Raw genomic sequence first — 25120 nt, forward strand, 5'->3', positions numbered from 1 at the left:
TTGCATACAACGCAATCGATATATAACACAATCGGTATGGGGCACCATCGCAGGGCAGCGCATCCCTCGGCATCTGGGAACCGAGGCGCATTCGTATGCGCGACAGCACAACACAACACATGGGATTCGGGAGTGCTGTGTTCTGCTCCGTTGTCCACAGACACACCCACACACCAACCACCACGTCCACCAATTCAGAAGGAAAGGCAACCACGGCACATGGTCAATCAGATGGGTCACGCTTTGCGGGATATCGGCAATCGCGTATTCGGAGGTTACGCGGAACTCCTGCGCATGCCGCACACCGCGCGTTTTGCCATCGGCTCGGTCATCGCCTCGATGCCATTCCCGATGGTCGGCATGACCATCACCATTTCCGTACAGCATTATTACGGTAGTTACGCACTTGCCGGAGCGCTGACCGCGGTGCAGGCCGTCGCCTTGGCGATTGTCGGTCCTCTCTTGGGCAAGCTGGTCGACAAATTCGGTCAGCGCCAGGTTTCCATCCCGACCGTCATCGTCTGGATCATAGCATCGACGGCTCTGATCAGTTGCATCACCGCTAAGGCACCTGAGTGGGTCCTGTACTGTATAACGCCGTTCCTTGCCGCAATACCGCCATGGGGAGCCATGAGCCGCGGGCGCTGGACCCATCTGCTGAAGGGCGACAGAATTCGTACCGACCGTGCTCTGTCGTTGTCGGGCGTATTCGACGAGTGCATGTGGGTTATCGGCAATCCTCTGGCTTCGATTCTTGCGGTGATTTCAGGTCTGCTGGCCTTCTCGTTCACCGGCGTCTGCGTGATCGTCGGGGCGCTGATGATGCTCACCGAACTCAGCACGGAACCTCCGTCGCAGTCTCGACTGGCTCGTGAATCCGGTCTTACACGAAAGGAATATCGTGCCAGGGAAGCGGCGATAGCGGCGGAGATTCAGGGTGAAGTCGGCAAACAGTCAATCTGGGGGCCGGGACTTGTGGCGGTATGCGTCACATGGTTCGGACTCGGAGCATTCCAAAGCGCTGCCGCCATTTCCATTGTGGCTTTTGCACGCGAGCAGCATATGGAGCAGTACACGGGTTTCGTCTTCGCGTGCTTCTCGTTGAGTTCGCTCCTCGGCGCGATCATGTATGGGGCGAAGAACTGGATCATCCCGCTGTGGAAACGCTTCTACTTCTGTTTGCTGGTGGTAAATCTGGGCATTGGTACCTTCCTGTTCGCCAAGCATCTGTGGGTAATCATGATCATCTACCTCATCATCGGCGTTTGCCAGGCACCGACCTGGATCAACGGCAACCAACTTATCCTGCATCTGGTCCCACCAACCAGATTCACCGAAGGCGTTGCCTGGATGGGGGCGATGAACGCCATAGGCGCATCGGTGGGGTCGGCCGTGGCGGGGCAGTTTATTGACAGCAGCGGCTCTCATGGCGGTTTCGCCGTGGTCACCGCCCTGGCGCTCGCCTCGCTCCTTATCGCCTTCATCGGACTGCGACAGATACGCAGCAGCACCGAAAAGCCCACGCTGACACAGGTGACGATCTAAGCCTGCACCCTGCTCCCCTACAGCCTGCACTATGCGATGTCTTTGCGTAAAGGTCGGAGATTCTCAGTCTGTTGCCCCTTGGATATGTTTCAATAGGTAACTGTGAAAAAACTCATCGCACAGATCGCGAAATTCGGTGTCGTCGGCGTCATCGCCTTCATCATCGATATCGGCATCCTCAACCTACTGGTCCGGTACCTCCACATGGGCAACGTGCCCGCCGGAACCATCTCCTTCCTGGTGTCGCTGGCGGTGAACTATCTGCTCAGCATGTCCATGGTGTTCAAACACCGTGAGGACATGGCACGGTGGATGGAAATCGTCATTTTCCTGATCTCAGCCGCCATCGGCCTACTCATCAACGACGTGATTCTTTGGATGGGAACAGCATCCCTGCCGGCCGATGCCATTGACACGATGCACGGGAAGTACGTGCTGTATACCAATATCGCCAAGCTGGTAGCCACGGTTATCGTGGCTGTCTGGAACTTCATCATCCGCAAATGGCTGCTCGACGCCCCGTCGCCCGACAAAACCGTCAACACCCGTTCTTTCGCGCACCGTCTTGGTCAGTGGTCGATTCACCACAACCCGTTCCCGGCAAGAACGGCCGGCAAATAACGGAAGCTCCGACTCTGCAAACGCAGCGGCATCTGCTCCCTGCCAGAATTAAGCGATAGTATCCGATAGAGAACTCAAGCAAGCAGCATGGGCTCAACACCAATTGAGGTGTTGAGCCCATCACGGCAGCTCAGTATCAGGAGGAACCATGCCAGTCATTCACACCCATGTCAGCACATCCACCACTCAGGAACAGCGTGAGCACTTGAAAAGCGCTTATGGCCAGGCGATCACCGCGGTTCCGGGTAAATCCGAAGGTTGGCTGATGTGCCCCTTCGAGGACAATATGCCCATCTATTTCGGCGGCGACGACAGCAAAGCTGCGGCATACGTGGAAGTCAACGTTTTCGGCAGCAGCGTGCCCGGCTCTGCATGGGAGCAGCTCACCAAGTCCATCATGAAGGCGCTGAGCACCGAATTGGGCATTCCGGAAGACAGAACGTACATTCGTTATACGGCGACCACTGATTGGGGCTGGAACGGCGGCAATTTCTGACGCATATCAGCGGATTCACCGTTTGTGTAGGGATTTCCAAGTAGATTGCAAGTAACTGACCCGGTATCGCAGCGAGTTTCAAGGGTTTCTCCTCGCTTCTACTTTCATTTCCCTACACAACCGTCGTATCAGTCGGAAAATAGCTGAAAACGCATAGGACGGGGTCGGAACCTCTCAATAGCTTGAGGTTCCGACCCCGTCCTATGCGTATATGAATCTGCGCGACTACTCAGCCACAACCTTGACGGTGAAGTTGGCGGAGATTTCCGGATGCAGAGCAACCGTGGCGGCAAAGTCACCGGTGGTCTTGATAGGATCCACGTGAATGGCCTTGGCCTGGACAGCTGCCTTCGTCTTGAGCGCTTCGACGATGACATCATTGGAGATACCGCCGAAGAGTTTGCCCGACTCGGACACCTTGGCGGAGATTTCCACGGTGGTGCCTTCGATGGCGTTCTTTGCGACAATGGCATCCTCGCGTGTGGCGAGTGCCTGAGCACGGCGTGCACGCTGCATGGTTTCGATCTGTGCAGCGGCGCCCTTGCTCCATGCAAATGCCAATCCCTGAGGGATGAGGTAGTTGCGGGCAAAACCGGACTTGACCTCTACGACGTCACCGGAGTGACCGAGATCCGCAACGCTGGTGGTGAGAATAACCTTGGTTTCCTTAGCCATGATAAACGCTCCCCTCAGCGGCCGGTGGTCGCGTATGGCAGCAGAGCCATTTCGCGAGCATTCTTGATGGCGGTGGCGATCTTGCGCTGTTCCTGCACGGTCACACCGGTGATACGACGCGAGCGAATCTTGCCACGATCGGAGATGAACTTGCGGAGCAAGGCAACATCCTTGTAATCGATGGTCGTGATCTTGGCGGCCTTGAGTGGATTCGGCTTTTTCTTAAACGGTTTGACCGGTGGTTGCGGCCTTTTGCGTGACATCTGTTTGTACTCCTTGAATACTGTTTACATCTTTGACAATCGGAAACTCAACGTGTTGAGAACACTCAACATATTGGACTTCCGGATACTAGAACTCCGGCTCGTCGCCCGAACCGCCGAAATCGTCGGATGAACCGAACGACCCGAACGATCCGCCTTTGCCGTTCTGATCCGAACTCCACGGGTCCGCGGGTGCGGCATTCTGCCGAGGTGCCGACGTCGGGGAAGCAGCGGAAGCCCCTCCCTGATATCCGCCCGACTGATACCCTGCACCGCCCTGATATCCACCGTTGCCGCCTGCATTGGCGTTTCCGGCAAAGCCGCCTCGTCCACCGTCACTGTTCCCGGAATTCGAGTTACGGGTCACCTGAGCGGTGTTCCGTGAAAGAGCCGGGCCGATTTCATCGACCCTCATCTCCACGATTGTGCGGTTATTGCCTTCACGATCCTGATAGGAACGCTGCACCAAACGGCCCTGGGCAATGACGCGCATGCCCTTGGCCAAGCTGGCTTGAATGTTGGAGGCCATCGGATTGTAGTTGGAATCCCATGCAGAACAACGCATGAACAGAGCATCCCCGTCTTCCCACTGCTGTGAGTTGCGGTTGAACTGCCTCACGGTGGAGGCAATGGTGAAGTTGGCGACCGTGCCGCCGTTACCGGTGGTACGAACCTCCGGATCAGCGGTGAGATTTCCCACCACGGTGATAACCGTTTCTCCTGCCATGATTCTGCCCTCCTCGGTGCGATAAACTGCTACATGATTCCAGCGGCTGTGAAGCCTCAGCTGAGTTCTAGTTTACTTGGCATCCTTACGAAGGATCTTGGTACGGATAACCGACTCGTTGAGATTCAGCACACGGTCGAGTTCGTCACTCGTGGCTGGTTCGGCACTGTAGTTGACAACCGTGTAGTTGCCCTCTTTCTTGCCATCGATCTCGTAAGCGAGCTTGCGGCGGCCCCAGAAATCAGTCTTCTCGACTGAGCCACCTTCCTTGGTGACGATCTCAAGATACTGCTCGGTCAGCTTTTTCAAGCTTCGTTCGTCGAGCTCCGGATCGGCAATGAACATCAATTCATACTTATGCGCAGACATCACCCACCTCCTTCGGACTTATCGGCCGTGGACTTTCCACGACAGGAGGGTGTAGCGCGTGCGTGCGGCAGAATCCGAGAGGATACCGTCGCAGGGCAACTGTTCCATGATACACGACAAGAAAGACAGACCGCATCGACGAATACGCCCCAAACCACCGTGTGCCTAAATCGTTGAAGATATCATTCTAATTCAAGCATGCAAGCTCAACGCCCAATATTCCGATAACGCTGTTCCGTACTCGTTTTGCTTGGCATCCACCAATCCCTATGATTGGCGTACCACTGTATGGTGTCTAGCAACGATTGATGGAAACTGGCATCAGCCGGCCTCCACCCAAGCAGAGTGCGTATCTTCGAGCTGTCGAGCGCGTAGCGCTTGTCGACCCCCACCCGATTCGGGACCGTATCATAATAGTCGGATGGCATTCCCATTGCATCAAGGATGGAAGCGAGAACAAAAGCGTTGCTGAGCTCATTGCCCGCACTCACCAGATAGGTCTGACCGATGTCACCTCTGGTGAGAATCTCCCAAACAGCCAAACAGTGATCGGATACTGAAATCCAATCCCTCACCTCCCTGCCAACACCATATAACTTCGGCCGCTCACCACAGAGGATGTTCGTGATCTGCCTTGGAATGAACTTCTCAACATGTTGGAAGCTGCCAAAATTATTCGAGGAATTCGAAATCGTCGCACGAATGCCATAGGTACGTATCCAGGCTCTCACTAGATGATCTGATGCGGCTTTACTAGCGGAGTATGGATTCGATGGACGGTACGGGCTCTCCTCAGTGAATGCGCGTTTGTCATCATAATCAAGATCGCCATAGACCTCATCGGTAGAGATATGATGGAATCTCACGTCATGCCGCCTCACACTCTCCAACAACACAAAAGTGCCCTCGACGTTCGTGGAAACGAATGCGGCTGGATCAGATATCGCATTATCGTTATGTGACTCCGCGGCGAAATGAACCACTGCATCACTCGACGCGACCACCTCGTCCACGAGATCCGCATCACGGATATCGCCATGCACAAAATCACATTGCTCAGCAGGAATGTCTACAAGGTTGCCCGTATTCGCTGCGTAGGTCAAGGCATCCAACACGGTAATATGGACCTCAGGATGACAGTCGGCGACATAACGGACAAAATTGGAACCTATAAAACCGGCTCCACCCGTGACAAGTACATGACGGGGAACGATATATGAACCCATAGCTGCAATGATACTTCAATACAGTCAGCTCCTATACTTAGGCCTATGCACAAGCAACTGGAAAAGTCATCCCCCGAGAATCTAGAAACGGTGATGATCACTAATTTCGATTCCACGATTCAGCGCCAGCAATGGGATCAGACCATCCAAACCCTCATCAGCAAGCAAATGACTGAAAGCACGAGAGCTGACACGATGACGGACATGCCCATTTCGGATCTGTGGGGTCATGAAAATCCTACCCCTTGCAAGATCATAACCAATAGATTCCCTGCATTGCGCGAGAGTTTTACCGGGAGACTCAGAACGGCATTCCTGTATTGCGACAAAATCCTCTTGACCCATTCATCGATTCTCGACGGAGTTTTTTTCTTAGCTTTCGGCCCCGAAATGATTCGCGAGGAACTAGGTCTGGCTAAGGCTGATCAGCCGGTGCTTATTATTTCCGGAACAGGGCGCAATCTACTCGATTGCCTGATCCAGTTCACCACAACAACGATTCAATCCGTCAGGGACCATTACCCGCAAGAATGTGGGATTCCAATCTCCTCTTGCGCGGGCAAACCAACTCAGAAAACACTTCAAGTCAAGCGGTACAGCGCGATGGGTATAGACATAACCCCCGGGGATGCCCTTGGGCTTGAGTCAAGTTGCTACGACAAACTCACCGAAATGCTGGAAGACCCGACAGATACGGACAACGTTGTCGACGGCATCATCTCTGCTCTTGAACAAAGCAAGCAAGCCCCCGCGAACGGCCTTGCTGCTGTCAGCGAGCAGTGGAAGCGATGGATCAGAGCTGAGCAGACAGGAGACATAATATATGTGCGGCAAGCACAGTTGCCGAAAGCCAAGGATGCACAGACGGCCCTAGAGTCGAACACCCGACAGACTTTTGCCAATCGATTCGAACAATTAGCTACAAGATACAAGGAAACACTTGTTTCGGTAATTCAATCACGCTCTTTCCCACTCCCCGCAGACACCGATATCGCCGATGTCTGTAACACACTGAATACAATAGCTAAGGAGCCGAAGCGCTCAAATGCCTTTGCCAGTATTCACAAGTTCCAATCAAAACATGAAGCCGGATATCCAGACACTCCTGAAAATGACCAAGAAAGCAGCGTCTCACATCTGCTTATTGACTGGTATCAATTCGTTTACCAGAAAACGATGGCCTCCCATCTCGATTCCTTCCTGCTCGCAGTGAATGCCCCTCGCAACTCATTTCAATACATATTGAGTGAGAAAGACCGTAAGGACATCATGACCCTTTCCGGTAGCGTGACGAATCTTCTGGCAAAAATGCCTAATGCGCAATTTTCAAGATTGTGCTATACCTGCCAGAAAACTGTTAGAGAATGGCGCGCCTGCGGCCATGAAACACCACAATCAGTGAGAAGAGTTCGCACACGCAACATGTCATATGCCGTCAACCAAATAACCAAACAACACAACATGTCAAGCGATGCCAAACGACTTGGGGTCAGCCTTCTGGTGAGCGCAATACTCGCCGTAGTCTCATCCGTCTGTGACAACATACTGCCTTCCGACGGAAATAACTGGCTGCTGGTGATTATCATCGCCTGCTTGATTCAGATCGCACCAAATATCCTGGATGGTTTGGCTTGGCTCTGGGGCGTTCATTCCAACGATAAAACCGTAATCTATCTGGACGCAGCATGAAGGAGGAATCAAAGATGGCGGACGCGCACGATGAGTGTGGTGTATACAACGAGGAGCCGCCTTTTGATCTCGACATGCCAGAGGTTGTATATGACTCTGGAGATTCCGTATCGTTGACTGTGACACGAATAAGAGCGCGATTACGGCGAAACAACGCGCCATACACGCTTCGATATGTTTCAGTCAAGCATCGCCAACCCGGTGCGGTATGCGTGGTATGCCACGATGGTTTACTGCTCCTGGCCCGTCACTGGCGCGTAGCAACGGGCGAATTCGGATGGGAGTTTCCACGTGGAATGGGGGAATCCGGCGAAACGCCCACGCAGACCGCCAACCGAGAACTGCATGAGGAAACCGGGCTGGAAGCTCGAAACACAAGGTTGCTGCAGCTTATACATGCCGACACCGGTTTGTTGGCCGACCAGATAGCAGTAACCGAAATCACACCAAAATCAACGGAACCGACATCTGCAGCCAGTGCGGAACTTGATTGGGAACTCAATGCCTCACATTGGTTTTCCACAGATGACATCGAACGGATGATCGCCAAGTCCATCATTTCAGATGGCATCACATTGGCCTCATATTGCATATGGAAAGCGCACCATTCCGCTGAAGATGCAAACTGAATATTATCAAACCGATCACACTGCGGATTTCGTCACATCCGTTAGAGCTCCTTCGGTGTCCGAACCATATTGGGTAGTATGTTAATGCACAACCGCTGAAAGCGAGGGAATAATGGATGCCGACTTGGTTATTGTAGGGGCGGGCCTGTTTGGTCTCACCGTGGCCCAACAAGCTGTAGAACACACGAATGCAAAGGTGCTGATTCTCGATATCAGAGACCACATCGGAGGCAATGCCTACTCCTACACAGATGAGGAGACGGGCGCAGAGATCCACAAATATGGGGCGCATCTGTTCCATACCAGCAACCAACGTGTCTGGGATTATGTAAACCGCTTCACATCATTCACCAACTATGTACATCGTGTGTATGCGACTCATAATGACGAAGTCTACCCACTTCCCATCAATCTGGGTACGATCAATCAATTCTTCCGCGCCCACTACACTCCCTCCGAGGCGCAGGCTCTGATCAGCGAGCAATCCGCGGAAATTACCTCTGAAGATCCAAGCAACCTCAACGATCAGGGAATCAGCCTTATTGGCAGACCGTTGTATGAAGCATTCATCAAGAACTATACGGCCAAACAATGGCAGACCGACCCGGCAGAGCTTCCTGCGAGCATCATCAAACGCCTTCCGGTGCGCTTCAACTATGACAACCGTTATTTCAAGGATCGCTGGGAGGGGCTGCCAAGCGATGGTTACACCGCATGGTTCGAACGCATGATTGACAGTGACAGAATTGATGTACGCCTTGGCGTTGACTTCTTCGATGAATCACAGCCATTGAACAAGAAAGCTCTTCTCGGGAAGGTCCCGATTGTGTACACAGGCCCGGTTGATAGGTGGTTTGACTACTCCTTGGGTGAATTGAAGTGGCGCACCGTAGATTTCAAAGAGCGACGCTATGATGAGGACGATCACTTCGGCTGCCCTGTGATGAATTTTTCGGATGCAGACGTGCCCTACACCCGTGCGATTGAATTCAAGAATTTCAATCCAGAACGCCGTGACCAGCAGAACCATGGCAAAACCGTTGTCTGGGAAGAATATAGCCGCTTTGCCAATAGGGACGATGAACCTTATTATCCGGTCAACACAGCCGAAGACCGCGACATGTACACCCGATACAAGGCGCTTGCCTCGAAGGAACCTGGCGTGCACTTTGGAGGACGGCTAGGAACATACGCATACTACGACATGCATCAGGTGATTAACTCGGCGCTAATCGCATTCGAGAACTCCATCGAACCCGAACTCTCCTGAACGAATTTACCGCAACGGAATGTGGTCGGGGTGTAGAGGCACCCCGACCACATTCCGTCCGAGATTAGTCAATTCTTATGGCTATTATCAGGCCAAAATGTCAGTTAGCTGTGTGATCCGTATGGCTGAATCATTCAGCAAAGCGTAATCACCGTTATTTGCATCTCGAATCACGAAGTTACATGCATTTGCATCAAGGGCGACACCTACGGCGTCTGTCGCCTTCGGATCCTGGGGATTCGGCGTTCTGAGGGAAGTAATCAATCTGAACTCCCCATTGTTGAATATTCTCAACGGCAAACTGAAATGAACGACATGATGCCCATGGTTGTCCATCTTCAACACCTTAGGGCCGGTATCATAAGTAATTCCCCCACGCCGAATATCATGAAGCGCTATTGCCAGATAGAAATCACCGGGTTCATCATATTGATATTCCACAGCGAAACGAAATGTATCAGAGCTCTTGCACAGTTCGGAAGACTCTGCATATGTTCGTAGTACAGGGCATCGCTCACTCAACCCATTAGGGAATTCACCACTTACACCGAGCTGGTCTTGTCTGCGCTGTTCCTCCTTTCGCTGCGCTTCGAGATTCGCCAGCGTGTATTGCTCGGCTACGGTCTCCTTATCACCTATGGCAGTGATTTCCCCATCCTTAATCATCATCGCCTTGGTGCAGTATTTTTTAATCGAGCCCATATCATGAGTGACCAGAATAACGGTTTTAGTTGGGTCTTTCCGGATTTCCGTAAAGAAATCGTCGCATTTCCGCTGGAATGCCTCATCACCTACGGCAAGCACCTCATCCAGCACAAGGATGTCTCCCTGAGCTTTGATTGCTACTGAAAAAGCAAGCCTGACCTGCATTCCGCTGGAATAATTCTTCAGCTTCTGATCCATGAATTCGCCAAGCTCGGCGAATTCCACGATGTCGTCGTACATATCGTCGATTTCATGGCGATCAAACCCAAGCAAGGACCCATTGAGATATACGTTCTCCCGACCGGTCAATTCAGGGTTGAATCCGACACCAAGCTCGATGAAAGGGACAAGCTTCCCTACTGTTTCTATGCTTCCCTCATCAGGCGAGTAAATTCCGGAGATCAACTTGAGCAATGTCGATTTCCCGCTGCCGTTTCTTCCAACAATGCCGAAAAAATCACCCTGCTGAACCTCGAAGGATATATTTTTGAGCACCCTTTGCTCTTTGAAACCTTTGATCCCTTTGGCCCAATTGATGAACACCTGCTTGAGTCCGGTAGCCTGTTCGGTAGGCAACCTGAAGACCTTGCCAACATGGTTGACGGTCAATACCGCAGGCGCGTCCTCTGCGGGTCGAAAAGCTTCTGCACCCGCTGGATGACCTGACATCTTCGATTCTTGTAATTGTTCTTGTGACATCACATAATCTCCGCGAATCGCTTGTTGTTCTTCTTGAATACGTAAACGCCCAGCGCAAAAATAACGGCTGTGAGAATCACCGGTATCAAACGGACCAACGGGTTACCCACCTGATTCCAGACGGTCGGCGTAGAATCCGGCGCAATGAAGTTGTGGCGTATGTCCTGTATGACCTGTGCGACAGGATTCAGCATCATGAGCTTTGCGACAGTTGGACCATAAGAGTTGAAATTCAGAACCATCACCAGCGGGTACACGATTGGCACAGAATAGAACAGGGCTTGAGTAACGACATCCCAGATATGCAACACATCGCGGAAATAGACATACATCGATGACAACAGGAATGTCACACCGAGAGTCAGCATATATAGTTGGATGACGTTAATTGGCAATAACAATACACGCCAGGTAAACTGCACCCTGTTAAGGAAGGCGAATATCAGCACCACCACGGTATTGATGCCATAGCTAATCAGAGATCCCATGGTTGCGGAGACCACAACGATGTAGTTGGGAAAATGAATTTTGCGCAGCAAATCACCTCTGTCGACAATTGATCTCAACCCCACACTGGTGGCTTCCGAGAAGAACTGCCATGAGCTGATACCAAGCAACAGCACTACCGGATATGTGGGAGTTCCATCAGTCATACGCAAGAATCTCGCAAATACGAGATACATCACGCAGAAAAGCATCAATGGCTGAAGAACCGACCATGCGACACCGAGGAAGGACCCTTGATACCTCAGTTTGAAATCGGTCTTTACCAGACCTCTAAGCACGACCCAAGCGTAATGATAACGGTCGGCGATCTTCCGGATTAATTGTTTCACGGCATACAATCCTATCAGTGCTTATTCCAAGTCAATATGCGAAGGGGTTCTCCACCGCCCTTAAAAGACGATATCCTCGTACTACCGCTCCTCCTCTGGAGCGAAATACGTGTTCCACCAATTCGGGGAAGTCATGGCCTTGAACTGCTCACGGTATCGCTTCCTATACGCAGGCCAGCGTACCGCCAGGCGTGCATACAACGCCGTAACCGAGCACATCGCTCTCAAAGCCTTCCATGGGTGGCGAACCAGCAATATCCCGGCGTCTTTTTCGACCGAAACAGCCACCGCGGAATCCATGGTAGACATGGCTTTCCAATGATTATGCGGCGACGAGGCCGTTGCCCTCAGATGCGCTTTATCAGAAAAAGGAACATTCCCGGAGCTGACGTGTCCTTGCGCCACGCTCATGCTTACAGCACTGAACACTTTCGTCGGCTCGACATAGCCGTCAACGACAGTGCGCGCATCTTTTCTCAATGGTGCAATCTGATGGAACAGTGCGGCGACACTGTTGCTGCCGATTGACTCGGCATCAATCGGGTTATGAATGATTAGTTGCTGTGGCAGCTCTTTCAAAGGCTGCATCTGAGCATCTGGCTGTGCGGAACGCAACTTTCTCACATCGGGCAGCTTGGTCTCCAACACGCTTCCGATGTACTCTGGCCCCTTCAGCACATCCTTTACCGCCATCTGGTGCAGCATAACAGCCGAATATCTGAGCTTCACGGCTGCCGATGCGGAGGCTCTGAACATATTACGGAACAGCTTCCCCCCGCAACGGTACGGCGAATACAACAACCCCATGATGAGTTTATTCCGGACATGGAAGTACGCCTGCCAGTCCAGAATATCGTCCTTGTCAACCCATGACTGATGCCATAGGCACACCCCAGGTACCGTGACGGTTCTAAAACCCGCCTGTTTTGCTCTGACTCCATATTCGACATCGTCGTTCTTGATGAAAAATGGATATGACAGCCCGATTTCCTTGATGATATCGACAGGAATCAAACACATCCACCATGCGTTGTAATCGGCATCAGCGCGCTTATGCAGCCAGGTCTCATCGGTGAACCGAGCATCCGCCATATCAGGGAATTTTGGAGTTCCGGGAGTCTGTTCCCAATAGATGCCTCTGACGTTGAATACCTCTGCCAACGAACACAGTCGTGTCGGTTCACTCAGGAAAAGCATGTTCCCACCGACTATCGTCGGCTTCGCACAATGATTTGCGAACATGATTGCCCGTGAAACAGATTCAGGCTCCAACACGGTGTCGTCGTCCAGTAGCAGGGCGTATTCACTGGAACCACGACTTTCCACTTCATGCATGCCTCTGGAGAATCCACCGGATCCACCGATGTTCCTCTGGTCGATTACACGAAGCTTAGCACCGAGACGATGTGACATCTCATCGAATTGCTCCGCCTCTGAAACACGCTTGTTGCCCTGATCCACAACCAGAATCTCGTCGATCACGCTCAGATCGGCAAATTCGGCGAGTAAGGCAAACTGACGTAGGCACCATTCGGGTTTGTTCATCGTGGTGATGGCAATCGATGCGTTCCCGTCTCGTTCAACGGCAATATCGGTATTCCATGAGGAGTTTTCAAGAGTAACCGGGTCATCTCCGGTCTCAATATCGAACCACAGCCAACCGCCGTCAGACATTCCCGTAATTGAAACTTCAATGTCATGTCTCCCTGCAGACAATTCTTGCTGTAATACACGGTCTGCTCGAGCATGCTGATCACTTTTCCATACAGTGAGCGTCGCACCAGCGCTGATCGCGACACTTAACGACACACGGTCCACATTTGTGGCGTCGCACCAGTAGGCCGCAGGAAAAGCATTGAAATACCCTGCAGTGCTGAACCGTCTGTACGCGGGGATACGCACCCGGCGCCTGCCATCGAACCAAACATCCAACTCCGGCGGATCGACTGCTTGTCCATGGCTATCGTACCCGGTACCATACAGGATATTGGCACTCTTCGAACCATGACGGTGCACACCCATCTCTGCCGTGGGGAAAACCACGTTCCACAATGCGTGTTCCCCAGGAGCCGAGGCTGTGCATCCATCGCCTGAAGGCCCTTCCTGGTTCAAATACCTTTGCTCCACAGTCGTTTTATGCCTTCCTCGCAAGTAACCATCCGTATCAACACGCAACAGAGTTCTGACCGGCGCTAACACTCAGCCATTGTTCATGCCCAGATAATCCAGCCAGAATGCTTCAGAGGTCATCGTCTTCCTGGCATCTGCATACTCGTTGTTTAGTTGTTTGATGTGCGAACGATAATATGCCATATCCTTGCGATATCGCTTGATAATGTTCTGATAACGCTTCACATCCTTGGTGCGTATCGCACCCTGCCGGTTCCACCAATCAATCACTACGAGACTGTGCTTGCCTCTTATTGCACCTGCTGGGTAGGACCATCCGTATACGGGAATAACCGCGTAGCCTTTTCCGGCCCCCACAAAGAATCGCTGTCCATTGTTGGTAAGATAGTCTTCCAAACGCTCGAAGTGGTTCCTCGGTTTATCCCCGTCCACCAACTGCCGGTCAATCTGCGACAGGTTGAAGTCTTGGAGTCCTGCCTGTTCAGCCTGTTTGGCAAGCGCATCAAAAGGAACCAATTTCTCTTTGCGTTTATTGGCTTTCATGAAGCATTCCTCGGCGACGGGCTTGCTGATGAAACCTGGCCCTTTCAGAAAGTCCTCGAAGGCATCCAGACACAACTCGGCATTGTCATATCCGAATTTCTTGAGTTCCAGCCTTATGTTGTTGTGAAGCTCATAAAGGAAGTCGGATTTTTTCGCAAACCCCGTAGTAGCTTGTGCGATCAAGGTATTTCGGGTGGTCTGATAGCGTTCCACAGCTGGGTTGTATCTCATGTGGAAAGGCATATGCCAGATACATAGACCGTTCATCGTGATGAACTTCGGATTGCAACGTACACCGTATTCTGCATCGTCGCAGCGGACGAATACCGGCAGCGGCAAACCGTTTTTCTTGATTGCAGAAACCGGAATGCAGCAGTACCACCATGCCGCGTACATCTGTCCCTTGACGGAGGAACGCGAACGGAACACCTCGTTGAAAACTACATCTTCGAACTTGGTCAGCCTAAGTCCTGGCTTCAAAGGAGCAAAGGCCCCCTTCGGCGTCATGAAGCCGAGGTCCTCCCATTGCTCGTCACCAATCTCAAAATTGAGCATGGCCCCACTTATGAAAGCCTCAGAGTATGAGTCATTAAGCAAACGAAGAAGGTTGTATGTGCGTTTGATACTCTCCGGCGAGACAGCGACATCATCATCCATCAACAGGACGTTGGTGGCCTCTGGCCGCTGATGCATTGCCGTGATCATGCCTCGGGTGAACCCGCCCGCGCCTCCGACATTGTTGTTCGGCACGACCGTGATGTGTTCGCTGCTGAGCTTGTCTACATCAAGCGTTCTGCCGTTGTCGACGACCAGCATGTTGAAATGAGAAGCGATATCTTCACCAGAGTCGACGATATTCTGCTTGATCAAATCAATGTTACGTTCGATAAAACGTTCTTTCTTGAAAGTAGTCGTGGAAAGAACCAGTTCGACAGGCCTCAGATCACCCTCGTATTCGACCTCATAATAGGCATTGCGAATCGAGACGAACCCTTCAGCGGAAATGACGAAGCCCACCACCACCCAGCTTGGCTGTACCTGCAAATCCAATTCAAAGGATTGCCACTGCGAACTTTCCGGTGCAGAGACACTCTGTTCATCAATGAGCTCGGGATGCGATGAGAACGCATCACCTTTGGTCTGCGTGACGGTGCAAGCGGCGCCACGCAGCTCCATGTGCAGGCGGAATCTCTTTGCATTGGTGTACTTTAGGAGTTTCTGTACCGACAAGGCATTGAAGTATGTCGAGAAATCAAAGGCACCCGGGCCTCTGAGCGTCCACTCATCAATGTCTTCATCGTGAACAACTGGACGATCAGATACGCAATATAGTGCAGGATAACCCACAGAGCGGGGATTTGTCTCCAACAACACATTGGCAAACCGAAACATCGGCATAGAAACCTCATTCGACTGTAATACGTGCGATAAACATTGCCATAGTAGCCTGAGTGTCATACCTTGATGAAATTACGCGCACAATCCATCACAGTATTCGCGCATGGCCGAGGCGAGCCAAACACCGCATGATAACAGAACGGCGGTGCACACCGGAACGCAGTCCCATACCGACGAGAGATCGTCGGGGATCTCTCATGCCTGTTGATTCCGCTCTATCGAGTCTTGCAGTCGGCTCTGTTGATGGTTCCTTTTGCCCTCTGGCAATCCTGTTGAATCGACCTTGTGGTCAATGAATGGGATAACTACCATCAACGCTACGCAGAATGGAAGAGTCCACCCGTACCTTACGTTATGAATCGGGGTGGTGAGCACCGCCGCGATGGAGAACAGCAACGGAGTCATATACAGAATGTTCTTTTTCCTTCCAAGGATGATGCATAATGCAAAGGACATAAGAGGAATCCAGGAAAGATACACCGCCTCGGTCATCAATAAGCCTACAACGGGCAACTGTGAGGCGGTCTGGTAAATCGCCTGTCCGAACTCTTGTTCTGACGACATCTCCCAACTCTCATATTGTGGAAGGATGTCGTTGCCACCATTGGCTTCCCACCCCCATCGCACAAAGAAGCCCTGGTCATAGACACTCCCAACGACGAAATAATCCCTGAGCCAATCGACTGATTTCATATAGGTGAGCGGGTGAGCAACCCCCTGTCTTACCCAAAGCCATAGTAATCTGGCGATTTGCTGCTTGCTGATATCCCGCTTAAAACAATCTTTGACTGGATTCGCCTGATATTCGTCATATTCTTCACGAATCTGATCGATCGAGCATTCAAGCGAATCCTCTATGATCGCTTTGTCATCGGCGGACATGGTGTCACCATGTTGTTCATAAACGGCAAACGTCTGCTGCAAAGGTATCGACAGCATTTCCTGAGTTCCGCCCGGCGCAACATGCAGCGCCGGAAACACCACCGCGGGGATGATTGACATCAATGCAACGATGATCACCATAAAACTCAGAGTCATCAGACGCTTTCTGACAAAAATCAGCAGGACTAACAACGAGGCGAGAATAATGTATACGGCAATTTTCCGCGTTTCCATACACATGACCGCTAAGAGCAGGAAACCAATCCAGAACACAGGTCCGATCCGTCGATGAGAACGTGCACGGATTACGTATTCAATGAACATCACCACCCAAAATATGAAGAATGGCAGCGAAGTCAGGTCCTTGACGACCGTCATCGACAAGCGCCCAAACAGAGGCACCAAGGCATAGAAAGCAGTCAGGGTAGTGCACCATTTCCAATTGATCTTGAGCCTTGCCCCGATGTAGCACAGCGATGTGCCAAGAGCCAGAGCAAGCGCGAAGGAATGGGCGAAGGACAGCAACCAGATGCCGAAAGTCTCGTTGCCGATCGCCAGACCTATTGAATCGAACCATCCGTATATCAAAGTGTCGAGCCAAGGATGATGATCACTCATCGCATAACCCGGCAAGTCGACCCGCAATGAGGGATCCCAGGCCTTGCCTGTTCTGTACCAGACCAGCTGTGCGACCGTATCAGCACCAATATTGGCCGGCGACAACATGATGATCCAAGGAACCCAAAGCAACAAGATAATCCCAGCTACAGCAATGCACCGTATGGGTGTGAATGCCTCGAATAGCCAGCGCAGAGCTGAAATCCTTGACCAGAAACCTCGAACCCGTGCACGGATCGCCTGTTTCACCTCACACGACAGCAAGGGTGGAAGACCACGGTGCCCGATGTCGCTCTTTGCGCCTGCTCTGCGGAGCACACACGCAACGATCATGGCAACGGCGAACGAAAACAACAATGTGTACCCGCACCATCTGATAAGCATGTACATGATATAGAACTTCGTGCGCATATCATCAGGCACGACCGGAGGCACATAGCCAAATGTCGAGATAGTCGAGGCCTCGGATTCGCCGGTCCCATAAGGGGTAAATGTCGTGGTAAGAGCGAGAATTCCGCCCACTGCATACGACCAAATCACATGTTTAGTTTCGAGCCGGTTCAGAATTAGCATACCCACATAGCAATACGGCAGAAGCACTATAAAGAGCGCAGTACTGGCGACCGGTCCATGCACGGCCACATAACCGAGGACTTCCGCCAAGGTGGCTTTCCACCCTGAAGAGAAGACGGAGACATCACCATATGAAGCCAGGAGCACAATGGTGCCAAGGAATGCAGAGCACAAAGCCAGAAACAATCTTGGCTTCAATATCTCACGCCGGTGCGTAACAACTGAACTGGCATGCATACTGAATTCTCCCTCGAATAAACTCAAACACACTGTTATAGAAATATCGTCTTGTATACTACCAATGGTTTACATATATTGATGAAGAATCATCGGTATGTAAATTCGGCCACAATCGAGAAGCGGAGCAACGATGCGATTATTCATACAAATTCCTTGTTTGAATGAAGAGACCACCCTCCCCCTGGTGCTCAAAGACCTTCCGCAAACCATCCCGGGCATAGATGAGATCGAAATCATGATCGTTGATGACGGATGCACCGACCGTACTGTTGAAGTCGCCAAAGAACTGGGCGTGCAACATATCGTCAGACATACCACGACCAGAGGTTTGGCCCGAGCCTTCCGCGACGGAGTAGATTACGCACTGAAGCATGGAGCCGACATACTGGTCAACACCGACGGTGACAACCAGTATCCAAGCGGCCGAATCCCGGATTTGGTAGCCCCCATCGTCAAAGGCGAGGCCGAAATCGTAGTCGGCGACAGGCAGACCGCTCAGATCAAAGAGTTTTCGGCTTTCAAGAAGAGCATGCAGCATCTCGGTTCATGGGTCGTCAACAAGGCCGCCGGCACCCATATACCTGATGCCGCTAGCGGATTCCGCGCATACTCCAGAGAGTCATTGATGCGTCTGAATATCGTTACCGACTTCAGCTACTGCATGGAGACCATCATTCAGGCTGGTAATAAACGTATAGCGATTACCTCCGTGCCGATCACCACGAATCCCAAAACACGGGATTCACGCCTGTTCAGCAACATCTTCGAGCACATGGCAAAGTCGGCCAGCGCAATAATACAGTGTTATCTGATGTATAGAGCCCGATCCGTATTCAAATGGGCTTCGCTCATTTTCGGAACGCTAGGCTCCATATTCTTCATCAGGTATCTGGCGCTGTTCGCGCAGGGGTTTGGACGAGGTCATCTCCAATCCCTCATCCTTGGATTGCTGCTACTGATGACAGCCGTGATGTGTCTGTCACTGCTGATAATTTCCGAGGTTCAGCGGACAGGTAGGAAACTACAGGAAGATCAGCTGCAAAGAACCAAAGAAATCATGTACAACACTGCTCTGCTAAACGTCTGGGAGGATTCGAAGAAGACGACAGACCCGGCTCTCCTGTCGGACCATGCCTTGTCAGCTTCTCCCAAAACCCGATAGAGCGCGGAGTCTCAGTAGTCCTGTTTTCAACAGCAGCAATAGATACAGCCCATAGGAACCTGCATATATCAATGCCAGAATCACAAGATTATCAATTACGAGAACCCGCATAAGCGCATGAAGAACAATCCACAGTCCTGCATTGATCGCTAACACGCACCACGTCTGTCGCGTGAGCGGATCGCCGAAACGCCGTTTGATCTCCATATATGAGATGACCATCGTGACGGCGGTGCAACAGAGACTGGCTGCCGCCAAGGCAGTGATTCCTGAGTATTTAGCAACCACAATGAACAGCGGTATGACCACGATCAGAGAAACGATCGACAGAAGATCTGAAAATCTACTCCCTTTGCGGATATTGAGCACCATATTGAAAATGACCGTCATACCCATACAAAAACTAGAAAGCGCCAAGAAAGTCAATGCAGGAGCTGCCACGGTAAACTCAGGGTGATAGAAGGTCGCAAGTAAATCCTCGCTGGTAGATGAAATCACAATCGCCAAAGGAAGAATGACCGCACACGCTACCAACACAAGTTCCTGAGCCTTAGATAATGCCTGCCCCCTCTCTCCTTGACTGAGCAACCCGGAGACCACAGGCAGAATGATCACCGCAAAGGCTTGCAGCAAATAATAACTTGTCTTGCCGAAATTCATCGCCCCTGTGTAGTACCCGGCCATCGCAGCTGGTCGTACCACTGCCTTCACCACCAAGGTGTCAACGCTCAATACAAGCGAAACCATGATGAAGAAGAACGAGAACGTCAGTGTGTGCTTCGCAACTTCTTTGAAACGGACTTTTTCGGGTGATCCTCCTACGAGAGATTTCCTGGCGGGAATCAGCAGAACCATACCTACGAAAATCGTAATCAGCATCGCGAAAAGATACCCGAGTTCGACTCCGGTGACAGGGTCATGGGGAAATACGACGATGATCAACGGGATCACGCCGAGTTTAACGATGGGATAGATCGTGCTGAGAAAAGCGCTGTTACCGAACCGTTGCAACCCATCGTTAATGCCAAGCACCACAACGTACAATCCGTTGGCCGGTATCAGGAAAGCCGCGAGTTTGAAATAGAAATCCAGGGAAGCGTCATTGAATACATATGCGAAAAGCGGCGCCCCAAAGAAGTTGATAGCGAAGAAAACGGCGATCAGCAGCAGTTGGAACAACAAGGTTTTCCCAATAAGGTCTCTGGCGTCATATTTCATGGAGGATATCTGACTCGACAGCGATTGTCTCGCCCCGTTGCTGACGAACATATATTCGAAATCAAGTACCGTGATAACAGTGCCGACAACTCCATAGCTTGCTGCCGGGATGCTCGAACCTAGGAAGAAATGAATGCAGTAGCTGCTGAGGAAGAACACCAGATTACTGATTATATTCAACACCAGTCCACGTTGCATGACTGTGGCCCCTTCTGCCTAGTGATAACGTGCGGTGAGTGTTCAATGACCTGGCATCATACTGCTCACTGCATCTTTTGGGTATTCCATGGATTCACCATGACAGCATCTGCTGAAGCATGACGTAAAGCGATGGATTGCTGTCAGAAAGCTGAGCGAACCTTCCTGACATCACAATGGACCATAAGTTCAACGCTAGGGTAATACCTACCAATACCAGCAACACGATATTGAAATGTCCTCGTGTTCGAACATCCATCTTCCCCGACACTGTCACAATGGTGAACATCGAGGCAATTCCGATAAGCAAACCGAAATCGCAAAGATATCGTGCGGCGTATGCCGAGGAAGAAGCATCAACGATAATCGTCAGCATGGATAATACGACAGGCGCTACAATCAGAGCAACCTTTGAACCGCCTATCGTCCTTCTAACCTTTGCCGAGAGAACCAGGAACATCAAGAGCCCCAGCGGAAACCAGAATAAGATTCCTCCAAGAGCCGGCTCGGAATAGAAAAAACCTTGATATCCTCCGGCATGCTCATTGGCCGATGAGAGCGATGTGAGGAAAGGGAATTGGTCGGTTACGGATGCAGGCACTATGAAAGCCTGCCACAAAGCATAAGGTACCTTGGACAACCCATCGATCTGCGCACGCTGGTCTGTGACGGTCAACTGATAGGAGGCACCAAAGTCCAGCAGGCTTCCGAAACGGATCTTGTTCCAAACAAGGAACGGAATTCCTATGAGAACGGCAGAGCACGCAGCCACAAGTGTCCCCGGAAGTGCGGCTTTCAGTGACGTACTTACTCTAGAACCTTCACTAAGCTTCTGTACGATTAACAACATCGGCAACAACAACGCCACCGCACAGAGCTGTGGTCTGCATCCCACAATCAGTCCGCATAAGACTCCGCCCGCGACAAGGTACAGACCATAACGAAAGCGGGAACTGTCACGATAATCCAATGCGCGGAACCAGCAGCAGGCAGCTCCTAACGCCAGACATAATCCTGTGGCAATGGGTACCGAATATGTAGTGGGAAGAAAGGACAGGTAAAACACAGGTTGCACCGCGCACATGAAAGCTATGCCCACCGCCGCTTGCACTAATACATGTGTTTTAGGGGAAAAACGCTTAAAGCAGAGGTACACAAACCTCATCGACAGCATCGCCAAGATGACGCCAAGGATAAGAATGACTTTCCAAGGAACAAGGTCCCCACCCGTAATCACGTGGTAGGGGAGAAAGAACAACAGTGCGGGGAGCACACCGAAATACGAGAAGTACTTGCCGTCATAGAAGACATAATCAAACAGTATAGGCTGTTGTGTCTGTGTTTTCATCAACTCGCGCAGATCCGACTGGTATGGGTTCTGCATCGAGGTCAGCATATCAGCAACAGGATAGTCAATCCAGGAATGCCCTGACGCCAAGGCCCTGGCAACACTTTGGTACTCGAAATCCGCTTGCCACTGAGTCATTCTCATGTACACCCATGGCAGAACCAGCATGGTAACCATAACGCTGAGGAGCGCGGAAAGCGTTGCAGCGCCTATCCAAATGGTCTTTCTCTGTACAGGTGTCAGATCTTGCTCACGTCTCCATACTTTGTTGACCATGGGCCATGCACCTACAAGGATCAGCAACAGCACATATACAGCAAGCCGAAGGGGGTTCATGCTCAACGGCGCTCGCACGTTTACTCTCGGTGGACCAGAGAACTCCAGCTCTGTACCAGGGTGCTCATGAATGTTCACGACTATACTTTTTGTGTTACCGGCCAGATGAAGCCGGATCACCTGCGACGACGGAACAGACCGGTGTATGACCCGTTGAGGAAGTTCCATTCCCAATGTGTGAACTGCGTCATCCGCTCTAAGAGAGACATGGAGCGAAGAGTCCGAACGCCCGACGAACGTCTCTACACGTGGAACAGGGTAATCGTTCGCCTTGATCGCATTTGACGTGGTTACGCGTGTTATGGGAATGTCGATATTATCAACGTGCTGGCCTATATGGCTGAGGGTTATCGTCGCCTCATCACTGTTCTCGAGGATATAGACACCCTCACCGACACTCTTCAAACCAGAACCATATGTCACCTGCACGTCAGCAATAGGCTGATAGGAAGCTGATAACCAATGTGAGGCATTAAAAATGAACAACTCCGCGATAATACACGTCAGCGCCACAAAGATTATCCTCATGATGAGGCTTCCATGAAATTTTTTCCCTGAAAACGATTGGCTTGAAGAAGTGTTCTCAGTTATTCCACGAACTCTGCTATGTTTCCCAAACCTTCTGTGGCCGGATGCTAGAGTGACTGGTTCTGTCATAACAGCGAGTATACAGTGTAGACTGTCATTGCTCAGGATCAGGGGATACAGCACGTGGAAATAATCCGGATCAAACACTGTTTGATCTATCTCCAGTCAGCACACCATCCGGGCGAAGACAGACCTTCACAGATCCGGCATCGAAGGAGATACCCGTTGCAACGCTCCACATCAACCCACCATACTCCTCCCTCACCTGCCGCCCGCACAAGCGGGGTTGCCATGAGACTGGGTTCCTTCCTGAGACATACCGACCCTTATGTGGCATTATTCTCAATACTGGTATCCACTTCTTTTGGATTCGGAATCCTGGTCCTCGACCATGTATTCACTCCACAACCGCAGATTCAGAGCACATACGGATATGCAACCATAGTTGCGCTAAGTATCGCAGGGGCTTTCCCCCTATACGTTTGTATAAAATTTTTATTCGGCAAAATTGACAACTATATCAAGGCCAACGAGCCCAATGCCGGGCAATCATACACGCAACTACGTGATATCACTCGCAGAAAAGGTCTGCCTTACGCTGGCATCATACTCACAGGCTGGTTGCCCTATCTGCTCATCCGGTTTCCCGGAAACATCGATTCTGATACATATTGGCAGCTAGAACAGATCTATGGCTTGGTCCAGCCGAATGATCAGCATCCATATTTTGACACTTTGATTTTCGGCGCATTCTGGAAATTGGGAGACGCGCTTCATAGCCATTTCTGGTCACTCCTGATTTTCGTTATTATCCAGATGACAGTAACTGCGTTGGTTCTATCCTTATCGCTGTGTTATCTGCAATTCATCAATATGCCTAGATGGTTGCGCAGGGCATGTCTGCTGTTCAGTGCATGCTATCCCACAGTGGCGCTATTCGCTCAGACCATGGCCAAGGACATGCTTTTTAGCTGGATTTGGGTGCTCCTGGTCATTTCCCTGATGGAAATAATCAGGAGCAGGGGCGGTATCCTCAAACATCGAGGCTTCCTTGTTTCCCTGATGTTCGTCGTATTGCTCACCATGCTGACCAAAAAGACCGGTATCTACTTGACCTTCGGTGCATTTGCAGTCACATTTCTATGCGCAAAGCGGCACAGATTACGCTGCATCGCCTCCTTCATCATTCCTGCAGCGTTATTCCTGGGAATCTGGACGTCCATCCTCCTTCCGATGTGGAACGTGGCTCCGGGGCCCGAACGTGAGATGCTGGCCGTGCCTTCACAACAGACTGCAATGTATATCAGGATGCATAAAGACCGCATGACCTCCAAGGATTGGTCAACCCTATCAAGGGTTTTTGAGGATCCGCAGAGTCTCGGAGAGATATACACGCCAGCCCGAGGAGACAACACCAAAGGGCGTTGGAAAGAATCTTCAACGACTGAGGACAAGAAGGCTTTCCTTACATGGTGGCTGGATAGTCTCAGAGATGATCCGAAATCATTTATTCTTGCTTTCGCTGCCAACTCACTGCCGGTGTACTACCCTGACATCTCCACAGAAGGAGACGAAAGCACCTTGTTCTATGGCGATAAGGTGACGTCGCAGGACACGACGGACGAGAATCTGATTTCCACGCTAATTGCCTATTCAGGTGGGAAAGCCACCAGATCAGATATCTTGGAGCTCACTAACGGCGCTTCCCGTGATCCTGCCATCAGCTCGGTATCAGATACCTTCAGCTTCTGGTTTCTGAGAATCAGCCACGCGTTCCCGATCCTGTTCAGTAAGGTTTTGTTCACCACCTGGATACCACTGTTCTCGTTGTGCTATTGCCTGCGAAAAAAACGATGGTTAGGGGTGGCATGCCTTGCACCTGCTGCATTGACATTACTCACCCTGATGATAGGCCCCATAGCAATACCTCGGTATCTTGTGGCGGTGTTGTATACGACACCATTGACTTTGGGCAGTCTGTTCATCCAGTTCGATGCATCATCCAAACGCAGGGGAATTTCCACTGATGACGGAAGTTCCGCGAACACCGAATTGCACAAACCACTTCCCTTGCTCGGGCAACAGTCCTTGGTCAATTCCAACGGTGCACGTTGAGCCGTTTCATCAAAAGCGTGA

Annotated in this window: 20 protein-coding genes; 8 read left to right on the forward strand and 12 right to left on the reverse strand. The window is 51.3% G+C overall.

Annotation, left to right across the window (positions count from 1 at the left end):
* Nucleotides 1-219: 219 nt before the first annotated feature.
* From DB51_RS08730 to DB51_RS08740, 3 genes are all read left to right on the forward strand, one after another.
* Nucleotides 220-1545 carry an MFS transporter gene (locus tag DB51_RS08730; protein ID WP_034253272.1) on the forward strand — a complete coding sequence of 442 codons (1326 nt, stop codon included), beginning with the start codon at nt 220-222 and terminating at the stop codon, nt 1543-1545.
* Between the two features lie 102 nt (nt 1546-1647).
* Nucleotides 1648-2166: a GtrA family protein gene (locus tag DB51_RS08735; RefSeq protein WP_034253274.1), complete on the forward strand. Its 519-nt coding sequence runs from the start codon at nt 1648-1650 to the stop codon at nt 2164-2166.
* Between the two features lie 148 nt (nt 2167-2314).
* The gene (locus DB51_RS08740) at nt 2315-2662 is read left to right on the forward strand and encodes a phenylpyruvate tautomerase MIF-related protein (RefSeq protein WP_034253276.1); all 348 of its coding nucleotides are present in this window, start codon (nt 2315-2317) and stop codon (nt 2660-2662) included.
* 225 nt (nt 2663-2887) lie between these two features.
* Here DB51_RS08740 and rplI read toward each other — a convergent pair whose 3' ends face one another.
* The 5 genes from rplI to rfbB form a co-directional block, all read right to left on the reverse strand.
* Nucleotides 2888-3337, reverse strand: a complete 450-nt coding sequence (gene rplI, locus DB51_RS08745; protein WP_034253278.1) for a 50S ribosomal protein L9 — start codon at nt 3335-3337, stop codon at nt 2888-2890.
* Nucleotides 3338-3351: 14 nt separating this feature from the next.
* Entirely contained in the window at nt 3352-3600 is a 249-nt protein-coding gene (gene rpsR / locus DB51_RS08750) for a 30S ribosomal protein S18 (RefSeq protein ID WP_034253280.1), read from the reverse strand.
* Nucleotides 3601-3688: 88 nt separating this feature from the next.
* Nucleotides 3689-4327, reverse strand: coding sequence for a single-stranded DNA-binding protein (locus DB51_RS08755; RefSeq protein ID WP_034253282.1), 639 nt, complete (start codon nt 4325-4327; stop codon nt 3689-3691).
* 72 nt (nt 4328-4399) lie between these two features.
* On the reverse strand, nt 4400-4696 hold the full coding sequence (rpsF, locus tag DB51_RS08760) for a 30S ribosomal protein S6 (protein WP_034253284.1): 297 nt from the start codon (nt 4694-4696) through the stop codon (nt 4400-4402).
* 206 nt (nt 4697-4902) lie between these two features.
* A complete protein-coding gene (gene rfbB, locus DB51_RS08765; RefSeq protein WP_034253287.1) occupies nt 4903-5922 on the reverse strand; it encodes a dTDP-glucose 4,6-dehydratase in 1020 nt (339 codons plus the stop codon).
* A 45-nt stretch (nt 5923-5967) separates the two neighbouring features.
* Here rfbB and DB51_RS08770 point away from each other — a divergent pair, with 45 nt between their 5' ends.
* The 3 genes from DB51_RS08770 (at nt 5968) to glf (ending at nt 9510) form a co-directional block, all read left to right on the forward strand.
* A complete protein-coding gene (locus DB51_RS08770) occupies nt 5968-7611 on the forward strand; it encodes a hypothetical protein (RefSeq protein WP_034253289.1) in 1644 nt (547 codons plus the stop codon).
* Nucleotides 7608-8240: an NUDIX hydrolase gene (locus DB51_RS10085; protein WP_084674662.1), complete on the forward strand. Its 633-nt coding sequence runs from the start codon at nt 7608-7610 to the stop codon at nt 8238-8240. The genes DB51_RS08770 and DB51_RS10085 overlap by 4 nt, the downstream gene beginning before the upstream one ends.
* Nucleotides 8241-8352: 112 nt before the next feature.
* On the forward strand, nt 8353-9510 hold the full coding sequence (gene glf, locus DB51_RS08780) for a UDP-galactopyranose mutase (RefSeq protein ID WP_034253292.1): 1158 nt from the start codon (nt 8353-8355) through the stop codon (nt 9508-9510).
* 87 nt (nt 9511-9597) lie between these two features.
* On the opposite strand, the gene DB51_RS08785 is transcribed toward glf, so the two are convergent.
* From DB51_RS08785 to DB51_RS08805, 5 genes are all read right to left on the reverse strand, one after another.
* Nucleotides 9598-10884, reverse strand: a complete 1287-nt coding sequence (locus DB51_RS08785; protein WP_034253294.1) for an ABC transporter ATP-binding protein — start codon at nt 10882-10884, stop codon at nt 9598-9600.
* A 29-nt stretch (nt 10885-10913) separates the two neighbouring features.
* Complete coding sequence (locus DB51_RS08790) at nt 10914-11750, reverse strand: ABC transporter permease (RefSeq protein ID WP_034254454.1); 837 nt, start codon at nt 11748-11750, stop codon at nt 10914-10916.
* Between the two features lie 81 nt (nt 11751-11831).
* Complete coding sequence (locus tag DB51_RS08795) at nt 11832-13772, reverse strand: glycosyltransferase (RefSeq protein ID WP_084674663.1); 1941 nt, start codon at nt 13770-13772, stop codon at nt 11832-11834.
* Nucleotides 13773-13949: 177 nt separating this feature from the next.
* Nucleotides 13950-15821 (reverse strand): glycosyltransferase family protein, encoded by a 1872-nt coding sequence (locus DB51_RS08800; RefSeq protein WP_034253296.1) that lies wholly within the window; start codon nt 15819-15821, stop codon nt 13950-13952.
* 195 nt (nt 15822-16016) lie between these two features.
* Nucleotides 16017-18158 (reverse strand): DUF6020 family protein, encoded by a 2142-nt coding sequence (locus tag DB51_RS08805; protein WP_156958295.1) that lies wholly within the window; start codon nt 18156-18158, stop codon nt 16017-16019.
* A 133-nt stretch (nt 18159-18291) separates the two neighbouring features.
* Between DB51_RS08805 and DB51_RS08810 the strand changes: the two genes are divergently transcribed.
* Nucleotides 18292-19296: a glycosyltransferase family 2 protein gene (locus DB51_RS08810; protein ID WP_202962001.1), complete on the forward strand. Its 1005-nt coding sequence runs from the start codon at nt 18292-18294 to the stop codon at nt 19294-19296.
* Here DB51_RS08810 and DB51_RS08815 read toward each other — a convergent pair.
* Entirely contained in the window at nt 19273-20712 is a 1440-nt protein-coding gene (locus DB51_RS08815) for a lipopolysaccharide biosynthesis protein (protein WP_034253298.1), read from the reverse strand. The two genes, DB51_RS08810 and DB51_RS08815, sit on opposite strands and share 24 nt — an antisense overlap.
* Nucleotides 20713-20806: 94 nt before the next feature.
* On the reverse strand, nt 20807-23053 hold the full coding sequence (locus tag DB51_RS08820) for a hypothetical protein (protein ID WP_156958296.1): 2247 nt from the start codon (nt 23051-23053) through the stop codon (nt 20807-20809).
* A 156-nt stretch (nt 23054-23209) separates the two neighbouring features.
* Between DB51_RS08820 and DB51_RS08825 the strand changes: the two genes are divergently transcribed.
* Nucleotides 23210-25099 (forward strand): DUF6020 family protein, encoded by a 1890-nt coding sequence (locus DB51_RS08825; protein WP_156958297.1) that lies wholly within the window; start codon nt 23210-23212, stop codon nt 25097-25099.
* Nucleotides 25100-25120 lie beyond the last annotated feature (21 nt).

The sequence above is a fragment of the Bifidobacterium crudilactis genome (assembly GCF_000738005.1).
Classification (GTDB): Bacteria; Actinomycetota; Actinomycetes; order Actinomycetales; family Bifidobacteriaceae; genus Bombiscardovia; species Bombiscardovia crudilactis.